Raw genomic sequence first — 15,059 nt, 5'->3', positions numbered from 1 at the left:
CGGACCTGGCCATCAATACTCACCTCGCCCGAATGCAAGCAGTTCCGCGATGCGTTCCGGGGTATTGGAGCGCGACGCCCCGAGTGGAGCGAGCGCCCGACACCAGGCGTCCAGCCGGTCGGGATCGAGATCGGCAGCCCGCGCCAACTCGTCACGCCGAAACACCATTGCGGACCGATCCCAACCCTCAAGCACATAATCGGCGGCGTCAAAGCAGCGTTCGCCGACACAGGCAATCGGACTACGAGCCACCAGACCCCTGGTGTCGGACGCGAGAACATTGCCGAGGTGCAGATCGCCGTGCAACAGCACCCGTTCCGCTGGTGCGGAAAAGAGCTCCGCCGTGATCCGGCGCGATTCCGTCACGTCCAGGCCGCCCCGCTCGGTCCAGCCGTACATCAGCTCAAGCCAGTCGGCGGCCTTCCGGGGCGCGCTCTCCGGATCGCCGGCCGAGTGCAGCTCGTTGAGGAACAACGCGTAGTCGGTGGGGGACGGTGCCTCCGGAAGCTGTTCCACCGGAATGCCCGGTTTGATGGCCTCCAACAGCACCGCTCCCTTGGCAGCGGCGAGGACTGCCGGAACCCGTCCGCTCGGGGCGAACTGCCGCAGCATCGCCACCTCCTCGGCGAGGGCGTACGAGTCCGGCGCGAGCTTCAACACCGCGTCGCCCAAGGGGCCGGTGCAGGCCAGCACCACCGAGGAGACGCCCGAGGAGAAGTCGGCGCCGATTTCGGAACCGAGCTCGGCGCCGATTTCGAGGTCCCACTCGCGGGCCAGGGTCGCCAACTGCTCCGGCAGCGAACTCAACCAGCGATGGTTCACCTTTCCCGAGCGCGCGTAGTCGGCGATCGACTGGAACCGCGCAGTTATCTCTTCCAGATCCAGCAAGGGTGGTCACCTTCCGTGAGTCGCTTTCCGTTGTCGCGCCATTCAGGTGCACCTCGGTACCGTCAGTCCGACGGAGAATGCCGAGGATTGTGGACATGCGAAACTCTCGCCCCAGGGCTCACGAGAGTGAGTCAGCGCAGGGTGTACCGTCCGTGCCGGCAATTAGACCGCAAGCCGGCATGGCGGCGCGATAAAGACACGAAGAGTTGTTGCTGGACCGGTTCCTCCTGCGACCGTCTCTTGATTAAGTGAGGTGGAGACGGGTGGGAGCGGCTTCGTCACAAATGGTTACCAATTCGGCGATCCCCGAACTCCCCCCGCATTGCAACAGCCTCTCATGATGATCTATAGATGTCTAGCCTCGTTGTATTGATCTGATTACCCGCTGCTATGTACTTCGTCGTCATTGCGGCATTTTCGCGGCGATCGTGCTGATCGCAGTGGGTAAGGGGTGCCGTAGGGATCGATGGCGGCGAAGGTCCGGATAAGACGGCAGTCGACCCTGATTTCATCTCCGTCAGTGCAAAGTGAGGCATTCGGATCCGCCGGCACTGCGGCGGCCGGTTCTTCCGTCAGACCCACAGTTGAAGCGCGCCGCCGTCGCCGTGCTGGCCCTGGCCGTAGCAGTGCTGGCATTTCCTGACCCGCCGCCCCGCGGACGGGCTCACCGACCAGGCCGTCGACCGTTGCTCGCTCCGGAGGCTTCCTGGGCACGAACGGCTGTTCGGCCAGCGGGGGCCCCTGGATCGGCGTCGGCAGAACTCGGTCACTCCATCGTCCAGCGATTGTGGTGAATCACCGACGACACCGGGCGTCGCTGGCGCCAGCCGTGCCGCTCCAGGTCCGGCGTCTGCTCCAGATGGGTGACCGGGCCGAGGCAGAGCCACGCCACCGGGCGGACGGTGGCCGGGATGCCGAGCAGGTCGCGCAGGAACGGCTCCCGGTAGAACGAGACCCAACCAACCCCGAGTTGCTCGGCGGTCGCGGCCAGCCACAGGTTCTGGATTGCCAGACAGACCGAGTAGAGGCCGGCGTCGGCGATCGCGTGACGGCCGAGCACCGCCGGTCCACCCCGCTGCGGGTCGTATGTGACCACGACCGACAACGTCGACTCGCGTACACCATCGATCTTGATCCGGGTGAAGCGTTCCTTCGCCGCACCGTCGAGAGTGGCCGCGAAGGTGTCCCGTTCCCGCTGTACGTGCTGGTGGAACTCCTGCCGCAGCTCGGGATCGCGGACCAGGATGAAGTCCCAGGGCTGGGAGAGGCCGACGCTCGGTGCGGCGTGCGCCGCCGTGAGGATCCGGTTCAACGTCTCGTCCGGGATCGGCGCCCCGGTGAACTGGGCACGTACGTCCCGGCGGCGGTGGATGGTCTCGTAGAGTCCGGTGTTCATGGCAGGCTCCCGCTGCGCTCGTGCCCCTGACGGGGTCGATGACGCGAGGCCGGTCTTCGGACTCCCGGATCTACGCTGGTCACCCGCCTTCCCAACCCCGCAGGGTCAGTGGCTGCGTCTGGTACGCGTGGGTGGCAGCTCCCCGGTCACCGCGGCGGGCCCGTGCCGGACTCACACCGGCTTCCCGATTCTCCCCACTGGCGCGGGGCACCTCGCAACGTTTGTGCCACCGTGCACCATAGCGGCCCCCGACGAGCCCGGGGCCTGTCTCGCCAAAGGTGTTCCGGCGGTCCTGGGACAGCGGAGCGACTCGCCCAGCCGTTAGCATCGCGCTGATTCCCGCCCCCATTACGGAGACCTCCATGCGCAAACTTGCCGCCGCCGCCCTCGTGGGCGTGCTCGTGGCCGTTCTTCCGGCAGCGGCCGCCCTGGCCGCCGAGCCCAAGCCGGATATCGCGGTGACCTCCGCCGCCGACAAGGCCAACTACGCCGAGGGCGAGACCTTCACCATCACGGTCACGGTGAAGAACAAGAGCTCTGTCGACGCCAGGCACGTGCACTACACCGGCGGCGACAGCGAGGGCGTCGACGGTGTCGCCTACGGTGAGCTGTCGACCGGCTTCGACCTCGCCGCCGGCGCCACCAAGACCGTTCAGATCACCGGCAAGACCAACCATGTGGCGTGGCAGTCCGGCTACGGGTTCGTTGCCTTCTCGCTTGCCGCCGACAACGGCGAGGCCAACGACGCCGACAACATCACCAGCGTGCGGCTGCTGGTGGCGGGCGTCTTCGACGATCTCGGCGGCTACGTCTTCCAGGGTGAGTCCTATGACGCCGAGTGGACGCCCCGGACGCCTGGCGTCCCGGGTGTCAAGGTCGTCGCCACCAGTGCCGACGGCAAGACGACGTACGCCGAGGCCAGCACAGACGCCAAGGGCCTGTTCCGTTTCGCCCGCCTCCCCGCCGGCGACGTCCTGCTGACCTTCACCGCCCCGGCGGGCTGGAAGATCCTGGCCGGCGAGAACGGCGCGGACGACCACACTCTGGCGCAGGTCAGGGCCGACGACAGCGACGAGCCGCGCGTCTTCGTGGCGGCGAAGAAGGTCGCCGTGAGCTCGCCGAGCGCGACGCCGACGCCGACTTCGACGACGACGACGCCGACGCCGACGCCCACTTCGACGGCGACGCCGACCTCGACGATGACGCCGACCTCGACGCCGACTTCGACGACGACGCCGACTTCGATGACGCCGTCACCGTCGGCGTCGTCGAGCACCGGCCCGGGCCTGCCGGTCACCGGCGACAACACCATGCTGTTCGTCGGCGCTGCTGCGGTCGCCGTCGCGGTCGGCATCGCGCTGGTGCTTGTCGCACGACGCCGCCGAGTACGCCTGCAGGCCTGATCGACCGAGATCGCCCCAGCGGCCGAACACGGCCGCTGTAGCGTCCCCCGCTACGTCGAGCAAGGCGAAGGACGCCGAGGCTCCAGCACCTCGCTGGAGCCTCGGCACCGCGACTCCGGCCGTACTCACGGCGCGATCCGCGCGACTGCCGCTGAACTGTTGGACCCTGGTTGAGCTCATGGTGTGTCGCGATCACGCCGCAGGGCCTCGCCCACGAGCTTTCCCCCAGCACCGATATATCCGTCTGGGTCAAGCCAGTTCTTCCCCGTCGGTCAGTTTGAGGGCCGGTCTCCGGCAACCGGGTCGCAGGCGCGTCCAGCTGCGGATCACCACCACCCGCATGATCATCTCCATTCGGGCTAGCAGAGTGGGGGAGCGCCGGTCAGTTCAGCTCCAGACGTACCGGATAGCGACTCAACCACTCGTTGAGCCCCAGCAGCATCTCCACACTGCGCCGGGCCGCCGCCAGGGCGCCGCCCTCGAGCTTGGCACCGGCGAGTGCGCGGGCGCGGTTGTCGTCGAGCAGTGCCCGCACCGGCGCGCCGGGGTCGGTCAGCACAGCCCTGGTCCGGTCGGCCAGCATGCGCTCGTAGGCCGGGTCCTGAGTGGTCGGGTAGGGGCTCTTGCGCCGGGCCACCACCGAGGCGGGCAGCACGTCGGCGGTGGCGGCGCGGAGCAGGCTCTTCTCCCGCCCGTCGAAGGCCTTGAGGCTCCACGGGACGTTGTAGACGTACTCGACGAGCCGGTGGTCGCAGAACGGCACCCGCACCTCGAGGCCGTGGGCCATGCTCATCCGGTCCTTGCGGTCGAGGAGCACCTGCAGGAACCGGGTGAGGTTGAGGTAGAACATCTCGCGCATCCGGTACTCCTCCGGCGCCTCGCCGGGCAGGTGGTCGACCTCGGTCAGCGCCTGCCGGTACGCCGCGTCCTGGTAGCCCGGCAGGTCGAGCTTCAGATCGGGCGCGAACAGGCTCGGCGGTTGAGGGTCACCCGGGGCGCCACGGACCGCGGCCATCCAGGGGAACGTGTCCGCACGGATCACGGCCGGATCGTGGAACCAGGCGTAACCGCCGAAGACCTCGTCCGCGGACTCGCCGGACAACGCCACTGTCGACCGCTCCCGGACGGCGCGGAAGAGCAGGTAGAGCGAGGTGTACATGTCGCCGAGCGCGGGGGGCACGTCGGCCGCGTTGAGCACGCCGGTGCGGTAGAGAGGGTCCATGAGGGCGGGCGAGTCCAGCACGATGTCGGTGTGGTCGGAGCCGACGTGCTGCGCGACCTCGTGCACGAACGGCGCGTCGGGCGTCAGGTGCATCCCGGTTTGCTGGAAGTGCTCGGTCTGCCCGGCGAAGTCGACCGCGAACGAGCGCACCGGGCCGGCACCCTGCGCCGCGAGGGCGCGGGCGGCCAGTGCGGTGATCGCCGACGAGTCGAGGCCACCGGAGAGCAGCACGCCGAGCGGCACGTCGGCGATGAGCTGCCGCTGAACGATGTCGTCGAGCAGTTCGCGCACGGTCCGTACGGTGGTGTCCCGATCGTCGGTGTGCTCCCGGGGGGTGAGGGACCAGTAGCGGCGGGCGCGCAGCCCGGACCGGTCCACCCGGACGATCTCGCCGGGGCGCACTTCGCGCAGGTCCCGGTAGATGCCGTGTCCGGGCGTCTTGGTGAAGGCGAGCAGCTCGCGCAGCCCGTCGGTGTCGACGACGGCCGGCACCTGCGGGTGGGCGAGCACGCCCTTGGGCTCGGAGGCGAAGACCACGCCGTCCGGCATCGGCCGGTAATAGAGCGGCTTGATGCCCATGCGGTCACGGACCAGCAGCAGCGCCTGCTCGCGCGGGTCCCAGAGGCCGAAGGCGTACATGCCGTTGAGGTGCTCGGCGAAATTTTCGCCCCATTCCAGGTAGGCGTGCAGGACCACCTCGGTGTCGCTCTCGGTGCGGAACTCGTGGCCCAGCCCGCGCAACTGGGTGCGCAACTCGCGATAGTTGTAGACCTCGCCGCTGTAGGTGATCACGGCGATGGCGGCGCCGTCGTGCTCGACGGTCATCGGCTGCGCCCCGGTCGACAGGTCGATGACGGCGAGCCGGCGGTGCCCGAGGCCGACATGCTCGGCGAGCCACACGCCCTCGGCGTCCGGCCCGCGCAGGCTCATCGTCGCCGTCATCGCCCGCAGCACCGCGCCCTCGCGGCGGAGGTCACGGGCGAAGTCGACCCATCCGACAATTCCACACACGGTATGCCTCCAGTTGACAGATCAATCGTGGTGATGGTTACCGGTGCGAGCGCTCACGGCCTGGTGACCACAGTGCCGAAGGTGGTGGCGAGCCAGGGCTTGCGACCGCCGGTCAGCAGCTTGCCGCGGGCGATCTGGCCCCACTGGCCGGTGCGACCGAAGCCGACCTTGAGGAACGCGACGGGATCGGCGGAGATCCAGCAGTCCGCCCTGGTCTGCGCGGCCGACCTGCCGGTCACCGCGGTCCCGTGGTCGATCTCCACCAGGTAGCGCGGGCCGCCCCGCAACCTGATCTCGATGCTCGCGCGGACGTCCGCGGCGCGTTTCCGGTTCAGGTATCGCGGCATCATCGTCAGTACGCCGTCGAGCACCAGCAACGCGTCGGACCGGTCGATGCGCCACGGCTGTCCGCTCGCCCGCGCGATGTCCAGCCCGTGCACGACCAGTTCGCCGAGCAGCGCCGAGCTCATCGTCGACCAGCCCAACGCGAGGCCGTTGCTGACGATCAGCGGTTGCGCCGGCGGCTGCACGGCCAGGAATCCCGTCACCGCCGGCAGCAGCCGATCGGCCAGCGAGGCGAGGTCACGATCGGGATCGGTACGCAACTGCGCGGCGTTCGCCTCGGCGTTGCGCCGCGACGGGTGGTCGCCCGCGGCGGGGTTGTTCCGTCCCTGCGCGTACGCGGTGTAGTCGACGAACTCGTTCACCAGGTGCGCCGCGGTCTCGCCGGCGGTCCAGCTCAGCCCGGGAACCATGGCGTCCGGAGACTTGGCGGCCCGGATCACCGCTGCCGCGCGAACGGCGGCACTGCGGATCGCGTCGGACAGTGCCGTTCGTCCGACCTCGGGCAGAGCGTTGATCTCCGGCATGAGTCATCCCATCGTTTCGTCGAGCGGACACCGATCGTCTGATCATCTGAGGGCCGCGCTGAGTTCCCGGACCGCGGCGACGTCCGCGCAACCCGCGAGCCGCATCGCCGCGTGCAGCTCGGCCGCCAGCAGCCCCAGCAGCCCGGTCACGCCCGCCTGGCCACCGGCCGCCAGTGCCCAGATCACCGGCCGGCCGATCAGCACACCGTCCGCGCCGAGCGCCAGCGCCCGCAGGATGTCGGTTCCGCCACGGATACCGCTGTCCAGGTAGACCTGACAGCCCGCCGGAACCGCCTCGACGGCCGCCGGAAGCATGGTGACGCTGGCCGGCGCCCCGTCCAGTTGCCGGCCACCGTGGTTGGAGATCACCACCCCGGTGGCGCCCGCCTCGGCCGCCCGGCGGGCGTCGTCCGGGTCGAGGATTCCCTTGACCACGATCGGCAGCGAGGTCCGCGACCGCAGCAGATCGAGGTGTTCCCAGCCCAGACCCGGGTGGAACTCGGCGGCCGTGTGGGTGGCCAGCGCGGAGCCGGCGCCGTTGCCCCGGTGGGCCACGCTCTGCGCGCCGGACCGGACGTTCGCCGACCGCACACCAGCGGGCAGCGTGAACAGGTTGCGCACGTCACGCAGCCGGCGCCCCATGATCGGTACGTCGACGGTGACCACCAGCACCCGGCAACCGGCCGCCTCGGCCCGCTCCACCAGCCCGAACGTCTCACGGTCGTCCTTGAGCCAGTAGAGCTGGAACCAGTGCTCACCGCCGGCCCCGGCCACCTCCTCGACGCTCACGCTGCTCAGCGTGCTGCTGATGAAGGGCACCCCGGCTGACGCGGCGGCCCGGGCGGTCGCCACCTCACCGTCGGGGTGGTAGAGCTGCTGGTAGGCCATCGGTGCCACAGCCAGCGGCACGGTGGCAGGCGTCCCGGCGAGCGTGGTGGACGGATCGGCCCGCTGCGCGCCGCGCAGCACCCGGGGCAGCACGGTGACGCGGTCCAGGGCCTGCCGATTGGCCGCCAGGGTGGTCTCCGACTCGCTGCCGCCCGCCACGAAATCACGTACCGCGTCCGGGAGCATCGCCTCGGCAAGCGCCCGGTAGTCGTCGACGGTGTCCAGGCGCAGCGGCTCCGGCGCGGCCGGGTGGGTCATCGGTCGGCCTCCCGGCGTGCGCGCCCGGCCTCGGCGACGACGAAGTCGGCCAGCCGGCGTACGCCCTCGACGACCTCTTCCTCGGACAGATAGCTGATCGAGAGCCGCAGCGTGTCCGCACCCCCGCCGTCGAGGTAGAAGTACCGCAACGGCGTCCAGACGACGCCGAACTCGTCGGCCGAGCGGGCCAGCGCGGCCTCGTCGGCCGCGAACGGCACCCGCATGGTCAGGAAGAAGCCGCCAGCCGGGCTGTTCCAGCTGACACCCAGCGCGGCCCGCCGCTCAGCCGGCAGCCGCCGGTCCAGCTCGCGCAGGGTGGCGTCCATCGCGGCGGCGTAGTGGTCGGCGGCCTTGGCGTTGCGTTCGGACAACCGGCCGTCCGCCGCCAGCAGCGCACCGGCCACCACGGCCTGACTCAACGGCGACGTGTTGACCGTCGTCATGCTCTTGAGCTTGACGAGCTGGTCGGCGAGCAGCCCGCCCGCACCGCTGTCGACCGGCTGGTCGGCGATCACGTAACCGACCCGGGCGCCGGGGAACACCGTCTTGGAGTAGGAACCCAGGTGCACCACCACCCCGGCGCGGTCCATGGCCTTCAGCGTGGGAACCCGGTCGCCGGGGCTGACCATCCGGTACGGGCTGTCTTCGAGAATCAGCACCCCGTGTCGCTCGGCCACGGCCAGCAGCTCGGCCCGCTCCCGCTCGCCGACCGTACGCCCGGAGGGGTTGGAGTGGTCGGGCACCAGGTAGAACGCCGCCGGCCGGCGTCCGGCGGCCTGTTCCCGGCGGATCGCCTCCGCGACCACCGCGGCGGAGAAGCCGCTCGCCGGCTCCTCGACCTCGACGACCGGGATGTCCAGCAGGCTCGCCGCCCCGGTGATACCCATGTAGCAGGGGCTGGAGACCAGCAGCACGTCCCGCGGCCCGGCGAACAACGCCCGCAGCACCAGGAGCATCCCCTCCTGTGCGCCCACCGTGATCACGATCGACCGGGCCGGCACGTCGATCCCCTCGTCGGTGCGCAGTGCGGCGGCGACGATGTCACGGATCTGCCCGGCGGTGTTGCCGTACTGGCACATCGTGGTGCGGATCTGCTCGGGCGAACAGCCGTCCTGCTCCAGGTGAGCCAGGTAGCGACGCAGGTAGGTGAAGATGTCCTCGGTGTCGAAGAAGTCCTCGTACGGCCTGCCGGGGGCGAAGGAGATCGCTTCGGGATAGCGCAAGGTGATCTCGTTCAGGAACGTCATCGTGTCGAGCACCGGATCGGCGAGACTCCGGTGCAAGTCGGCCTTCCGTAGGGACATGCGGTCTCCTCTCGACCGTGCCGGCGGCGGCGCGCCGGCACAGCGCGTTCAGGACGGCGACTGCTGCGGGTCTCACACCGCGACGGCCTCGATCGCGCTCTCGGCCCGCGGATCGTGCCGGGACGCCGGGTGTACGGCCACCACATCGAAGCCGCCGCGGCCGATCAGCTCCCGGTACTCGCCGTCGGTCCGGTTGCGCCCCTCCACCATGGCCAGCATGAGCAGATCGAAGATCTTGGCCTGGCTCGGTCCGGGCCCGTCCGGGACCACCTTCTCCAGCACCACCAGGCGCGCTCCGGGTCGCATCGCCGCGCGTACGGTCCGCAGGATGGCGAGGGCCTTGTCGTCGCTCCAGTTGTGCAGGCAGCGCGCCAGCAGGTAGAGATCGCCATCGCCGGGCACCCGGTCGAAGAAGCTGCCTTCCACAAGTGTCACCCGGTCCGCGACACCGGCCTCGGCGAAGCGGGTGCTCGCCTGCCGGATCGCCTCCGGCAGCTCGAGCAGGACGCCGCGGGTCTCCGGCCGGCCGGTGAGGAGGGCGGCGAGCAGCGCGCCGTCGCCGCCACCGACATCGACCATGGTGCGGGCCCTGCCGACGTCACACCGCGACAGGGCGGCGGGTACCGTCCGATGGCTGCCCAGGGCGGCGTGGAACGTACGCGCGACCTCGGGATGAGTGGCGAGGTAGGAGTACATGGGCTGCCCGTACGCCTGGTCGAAGGCCGGGGTGCCGGTCCGGACCGCGTGCGGCAGCTCGGCGAAGGAGCGGAACACCTCCTCGCCCAGCATGATGGCGCTGGCCCGGGCCGATTCGGGCACGTCGCTCCGTAGCAGCGAGCCAGCGCCGGTGAGCTCGAACGTCTCGCGTCCCCGCTGGGTGAAGAGGCCGACGGAAGCCAGTGCCCGCAGCAGGCGCAGCAGCGCGTCCGGATCGGCGCCGCACCGCGCGGCCAGGTTCGGCGCGGTCTCCGGACCGTCCGCCAGCAGGTCGGCGATGCCGAGCTTCGCGACCGTGTAGCAGGCCTGGCCCAGCCACGCCCCGGAGAGCAGGCTCTGTACCAGCGCGGCGTCACTCAGTCGTACCCGTGGCGGGGCCGCGGCCACGGTGTGGTCCGGTTGAGCGTGGAAAGTCGACATCATTTCCCCCAGCGGGCAGACGTGGAGTGAGTGGGAGCTCCGCTCACAGGGCCGCTCCGACGGCGGACGTGACGGCCACCGTGAGGCGCCGGTGCAGCGAGGCGTTGTCCCGGCGATCGGTGACCACCTCGATCAGGCGGGGACCGGGCTGGTCGAGCACCGCGAGCAGATCGGCCGTGTCGGAGGCCCGCGTGTACGGCCAGCCAGACGCGGCCGCCACCTGTTCGAAGGAGACGCCGTGCGGCGTACCGAAGAGCACCTCGAAGTCGTCGATCGGCCTCCGCATCGGGAGCAGCGAGAAGATGCCGCCGCCGTTGTTGTTGACCACGACGATGGTGAGGTCCGGCCGCGGTGAGCCGAGGCCGGTGACGAGTCCGTTCTGGTCGTGCAGCAGCGACAGGTCGCCGAGCAGCGCGTAGGCTCGGCCGCCGCCCTGCGCCTGGTGTGCCAGCGCGGCACCGATCGCACTGGACACCGCTCCGTCGATGCCGCTGAGTCCCCGGTTGGCGAGGATCCGGACGGCCTGACGCGGTCGCATGGTCTGTTCCAGATCGCGAATCGGCATGCTGGAGCCGGCGAAGAGCAGCGACCCGTCCGGGATCGCCGCCACCAGGTCGCGGGCGATGCGCGGCTCGCTGAGATCGGTACGGTCCAGCATCACGTCGAGCGCGGCACCGGCGGCCTTGTCGGCGTCCTGCCACCGGCGCAACCAATCCGGATCCTGGTCGCGCAGCCTCGGCGTACCGAGCCGGGACAGCACCTCGGTGGCGCCGCGGGTGGGGTCGGCCCAGTCAGCGGACGGATCGACGACGAGATGGTCGCGGGCCTGACCGAGGTAGTCGAGAACCGCGAGGTGGACGCCGGGCCGCCCCATGGTGATCACCATCTCCGGTTCGGCCCCCTCCCGGAACTTCCGATGGCTGAGCAGGTCGCCGTACGTCCGGATGGCGTTGGCACCGTAGCGCGCACCGCTCTGCGGCTCGGCGAGCAACGGCCACCCGGCCTGCTCGGCGAAGGTGACAGCGGCGTGCGGATCGCTCGCGCCGTCGCCGACGACGATCACCCCGCGGGCGGGCACGTCCAGCGTGCGCGGTGGCTCCGGAGCATGCCGGACCCGGGTCCAGGGTTCCCCCGGTGGGCGCGCCGACGCCAGGAGGGCCGCCTCGTCCGGCAGCGGGGCCGGTGCGTCGTACGGCTCGTGCAGGCCGATGTTGAGATGCACCGGCCCGGAGACGCAGTTGCCGAGGGCCCGGGACACCGCGGATCGCCAGTACCGCACCGTGGCCGTGGTGGGTGGCTCGGTGTGCAGTTCGGTGTAGTGGGGCGTCGCCGTCCCGTACAGCCGCACCTGGTCGGTCGCCTGGTTGGCTCCCGTGCCGCGCAGCGCGGGCAGCCGATCGGTGGTGATGACGACCAGCGGCACGCGACTGTGCCGGGCCTCCAGCACGGCGGGATGCAGGTTGGCTGCCGCCGTCCCCGACGTGCACACCACGGCGGCGGGGCGGCCGCTCGCCCGGGCGAGCCCCAGCGCGAGGAAGGCCGCGGACCGTTCGTCGATGCGTACGTGCAGCCGCACGCCCGGGCACTGGTGGACGGCGTGCGCGAGCACTCCGGAGTGCAGGCCGGGCGAGGCGACCACGTCGGTGACCCCGCACCGCGCCAGTTCGTCGGCGACGGTGCTGGCCAGGGGATCCGAGAAGTGCACGATGTCCTTTCCGGAGACGATCAGTCGTCGGCTTCGGGAGCCAGAGCCAGCGACGCGGCGCTCGGCGCCTCGTCCACGAACTCGACCACCGCCTGCACCACCTCACGGGCGATGAGAATGCGCTGGTGGCCCAGCCGGTCGGTGACGAGCAGCCGGGCCGGGCCGGCGTAGTCGGCGATGAGCCGGTTCGCGTGATCCATGCCGACCGTGGTGTCGGAACCGTCGTGGATCACGAGCATCGGGACGGCGGCCTCGGCGCGCGCGCCGGGCGACTGCTGCCCGCCGCCCTGCCCGGCCGAGAAGACCTCCTGCTGGACGCGCCGGTGCAGGCGGCGCACGACCCGTTCGTTCACCCCCAGCCGCCGGTGGAACTCGTCGACCAGGAACCCGAGGTCCGCGACACCGCTGATGGCCACGAGTCTCCGGGTCCGCACGCCGTTGCGTACGGCGAGCAGGGCGCACGGCACGCCGTACGAATGGGCGACGATCGCCTCGAAGGTGCCGAAGCACCGCTGCACCTCGTCGATGACGCGGCCGTACTCCGCCACGGTGGTGGCCTCGCCGCCCGAGTGGCCGTGGCCGGGGGCGTCGAAACTCAGTGGGCTGTACCCGTGGGCGAGCAGCCGGGGGACGAAGGAAGCGAACCGTGACGCCCGCGAGCGCCACCCGTGCAGCAGCAGCACCGGCTTCCCGCCGTCACCCCAGCGGTACGTGACGACCCGCTTCCCCCTGACCACCACGACGTCCCGGATGGCCGACGCGTGCACCTCCTTTTCGGTGACCCGCAGGTTCGCCCGCTTCCAGGTCTTGCAGAAGGTGACGTACGCGCCGTGGCCGGCGAGCGCCGGCGCTATCCAGGACGCGATGTTGAGGCCCGTCCGGACGGACGAGGCGGTCAGTAGTCTCCTGGCCATCGTGGACGGCTATCCGCGCCAGATCGTCGGGCAGTACTCCGGATCGGAGTAGTCGGGAGTGCCGTCCGCCTGGCGACGCACCAGCACGTCGTGGTTGTAGCTGACCTGGGACCCGTCCGACAGCTTGAACTTCCGGTACGCGTTGTCCCCGTCCTGCAGGTGCAGCGAGATAGCCCGGCGCGGACGGTCGCTGACGTTGGCCCCGCTGCCGTGGTAGGTGCGGCAGTGGTGGAAGCTGACATGCCCCTTCGGGATGATCATCGGGACCTTGCGGACCTCGGTGCCGTTCGCCTCGGCGTTCTCCCGCAGCATCTCCTCGAGCTGCGTCCGGTCGCGGTCGGCGAAGTGCCGGGACGTCTCGTCGTTCCCACCGATCTCCTGCCACCGGTGGCTGCCGTCCACCATGGTGATGGTGCCCATCTCCTCGTCACAGTCGTGGAAGGGGAGGAACGCGGTGAGCATGCGCTCGGACGTGGACGTTGCCCAGTAGTGCCTGTCGAAGTGCCACGGAACGATGTTCGTCTCCTCCGCGGGCCGGGCCGGCTTGTAGATCAGGGTGGACTGGAAGATGCGGATCGCGTCGGCCTGTGCCAGTCGCGCCGCGATGGCACCGATGAGCGGCTTGCGCAGGATCTCGCCGATGGCGGCCGACTCGTAGTGGATGTAGTCGTTGTGGCGCTGGACGGCGCCGGCGGATGGTTCCCAGTAGGCCAGCCTCGCCGGGCGTACCGGCAGGACCCGGTCGCGGTGACCGGCGTAGAACTGTTCGCTGGCCGTCACCAGGAGGTCGACCTCGGCGTCGCTGAAGATCCGAGGGGAGAGGAACCAGCCGTGCTCGAGGTAGAACTGCACGTCGGAGTCGGACGGCAGCAGGTCGCGCTCCTCGTCGGTCAGCGCGAACGAGTCAACTTGCGAGGTCATCGGGATCCCTTTCTGCGAAAGCGCCGGGTCGTGTCGTCGCCGGGGGTCACGCGCTCACCTCGGTGTCCTGGGCGACGGCCTCGTACAGCGCCTTGATGTTGTTGCTGCCGAACGAGCGGGCGCCGTGCCGGTCGACGAGCTCGGTGAAGTAGGTGCCACGGACGTGCACGGGCTTGGTGAAGATCTGGAACAGCTCGCCCCAGTGGTCCCGGTCGACCAGGACGTTGGTGGCCCGCAGCCGCTCGACGGGGACGTCGGTCCGGCCGAGGCGCTCCTCGATGGAGTGGTAGTAGCTGGCCGGCGTGCTCAGGAACTGGACGCCGCGGACGTCCAGGTCGCTCACCGCGGCCACGATGTCGCCGGTCAGCAACGCCAGATGCTGCACGCCCGCGCCCTGGTGCTGCTCCAGGAACCGGTCGATCTGGCCCGCCCGGTAGCCGGGCGCCGGCTCGATCAGGGTGAACGTCACGGTCCCCGCGTCGTTCTGTACGACTTTGGAGTCCATGGCCTGGGCGCCGACCTCGATGAACTCCTCGAAGATCTGGCGGAAGCCGAACACGTCACGGTAGTACTGGACGGTCCGCCCGAGGTCTCCGGTGGGAAGGCACACCGCCGCGTGGTCGACCAGGGAGAAATGCTGCTCACGGGGCTCCGGCTCGGACGTGAGGATGTCCATGACCCCCGGAAGGAAGGCGTGTTCCGAGCCGTGCCGCTCGACGAGGCGGTGCTGGACGTCACCGAAGCCGCCGACGGTCGCGGTCACCACCCGTGCCTCGTCGTCGACGGCCGTGGACAACGGCTCGACGGCTCTCGCCCCGCGGGCGACGGCCTCCTCGAATGCTTCGCCGGCATCCGGCGTCGCGAAGGCGATGTTCGCCACGCCGTCGCCGTGCTTGGCGACGTAGCGAGCCGCCGGGTGGGCGGGCGTCAGGCCCGAGGTGAGCAGGAACCGCGCGTCGCCCTGCCGCAGCAGCAGCGATCGCTGGTCCGCGAGGCCGGTCTCCGGCCCGGCCTGGCCGCACAGTTGGAATCCGAAGGCGGTGCACCAGTAGAAGGCCGATTGCTGGGCATCACCGACATAGAACTCGATGTGGTCGATGTCGTTGATCTGCATTGCTGGCTCCTCTTCAGGATGTCGGGTTT

12 protein-coding genes and 1 riboswitch are annotated in these 15,059 nt (G+C 70.1%); of the genes, 1 reads left to right on the top strand and 11 read right to left on the bottom strand.

What is annotated here, in order from left to right; all coding sequences use genetic code 11:
• Positions 1 to 12 precede the first annotated feature (12 nt).
• Both AB0B14_RS11365 and bluB read right to left on the bottom strand, forming a co-directional pair.
• Positions 13 to 888, bottom strand: coding sequence for an aminoglycoside phosphotransferase family protein (locus tag AB0B14_RS11365; RefSeq protein ID WP_357065005.1), 876 nt, complete (start codon positions 886 to 888; stop codon positions 13 to 15).
• A 766-nt stretch (positions 889 to 1,654) separates the two neighbouring features.
• Positions 1,655 to 2,284 (bottom strand): 5,6-dimethylbenzimidazole synthase, encoded by a 630-nt coding sequence (bluB, locus tag AB0B14_RS11360; protein WP_357522352.1) that lies wholly within the window; start codon positions 2,282 to 2,284, stop codon positions 1,655 to 1,657.
• Positions 2,285 to 2,313: 29 nt separating this feature from the next.
• A riboswitch (cobalamin riboswitch) is annotated at positions 2,314 to 2,514 on the bottom strand.
• Between the two features lie 132 nt (positions 2,515 to 2,646).
• On the opposite strand from bluB, the gene AB0B14_RS11355 reads away from it, so the two are divergent.
• Positions 2,647 to 3,687, top strand: a complete 1,041-nt coding sequence (locus AB0B14_RS11355) for an SdrD B-like domain-containing protein (RefSeq protein WP_357522351.1) — start codon at positions 2,647 to 2,649, stop codon at positions 3,685 to 3,687.
• 382 nt (positions 3,688 to 4,069) lie between these two features.
• Here the strand turns inward: AB0B14_RS11355 and asnB are convergent, their stop codons facing one another.
• The 9 genes from asnB to hppD all read right to left on the bottom strand — a co-directional run bounded on the left by asnB (position 4,070) and on the right by hppD (position 15,030).
• Entirely contained in the window at positions 4,070 to 5,920 is a 1,851-nt protein-coding gene (asnB, locus tag AB0B14_RS11350) for an asparagine synthase (glutamine-hydrolyzing) (RefSeq protein WP_357522350.1), read from the bottom strand.
• Between the two features lie 53 nt (positions 5,921 to 5,973).
• Positions 5,974 to 6,789, bottom strand: coding sequence for a maleylpyruvate isomerase N-terminal domain-containing protein (locus tag AB0B14_RS11345; RefSeq protein WP_357522349.1), 816 nt, complete (start codon positions 6,787 to 6,789; stop codon positions 5,974 to 5,976).
• A 42-nt stretch (positions 6,790 to 6,831) separates the two neighbouring features.
• On the bottom strand, positions 6,832 to 7,935 hold the full coding sequence (locus AB0B14_RS11340; protein WP_357522348.1) for an alpha-hydroxy acid oxidase: 1,104 nt from the start codon (positions 7,933 to 7,935) through the stop codon (positions 6,832 to 6,834).
• Complete coding sequence (locus AB0B14_RS11335) at positions 7,932 to 9,239, bottom strand: PLP-dependent aminotransferase family protein (protein ID WP_357522347.1); 1,308 nt, start codon at positions 9,237 to 9,239, stop codon at positions 7,932 to 7,934. Before AB0B14_RS11335 ends, AB0B14_RS11340 begins: the two co-directional genes overlap by 4 nt.
• Positions 9,240 to 9,311: 72 nt before the next feature.
• Entirely contained in the window at positions 9,312 to 10,376 is a 1,065-nt protein-coding gene (locus AB0B14_RS11330; protein WP_357522346.1) for a methyltransferase, read from the bottom strand.
• Positions 10,377 to 10,419: 43 nt separating this feature from the next.
• A complete protein-coding gene (gene menD / locus AB0B14_RS11325) occupies positions 10,420 to 12,081 on the bottom strand; it encodes a 2-succinyl-5-enolpyruvyl-6-hydroxy-3-cyclohexene-1-carboxylic-acid synthase (protein ID WP_357522345.1) in 1,662 nt (553 codons plus the stop codon).
• A 20-nt stretch (positions 12,082 to 12,101) separates the two neighbouring features.
• The gene (locus AB0B14_RS11320) at positions 12,102 to 12,995 is read right to left on the bottom strand and encodes an alpha/beta hydrolase (RefSeq protein WP_357522344.1); all 894 of its coding nucleotides are present in this window, start codon (positions 12,993 to 12,995) and stop codon (positions 12,102 to 12,104) included.
• Positions 12,996 to 13,004: 9 nt separating this feature from the next.
• Complete coding sequence (locus AB0B14_RS11315) at positions 13,005 to 13,916, bottom strand: phytanoyl-CoA dioxygenase family protein (RefSeq protein ID WP_357522343.1); 912 nt, start codon at positions 13,914 to 13,916, stop codon at positions 13,005 to 13,007.
• A gap of 46 nt (positions 13,917 to 13,962) precedes the next feature.
• Positions 13,963 to 15,030, bottom strand: a complete 1,068-nt coding sequence (hppD, locus tag AB0B14_RS11310) for a 4-hydroxyphenylpyruvate dioxygenase (protein ID WP_357065024.1) — start codon at positions 15,028 to 15,030, stop codon at positions 13,963 to 13,965.
• Positions 15,031 to 15,059 lie beyond the last annotated feature (29 nt).

It is taken from the genome of Micromonospora sp. NPDC049171 (genome assembly GCF_040648275.1).
GTDB lineage: Bacteria > Actinomycetota > Actinomycetes > Mycobacteriales > Micromonosporaceae > Micromonospora.
The sequence above is the reverse complement of the archived record's forward strand: the minus strand, read 5'-3'. Positions and strand labels throughout refer to the sequence as shown.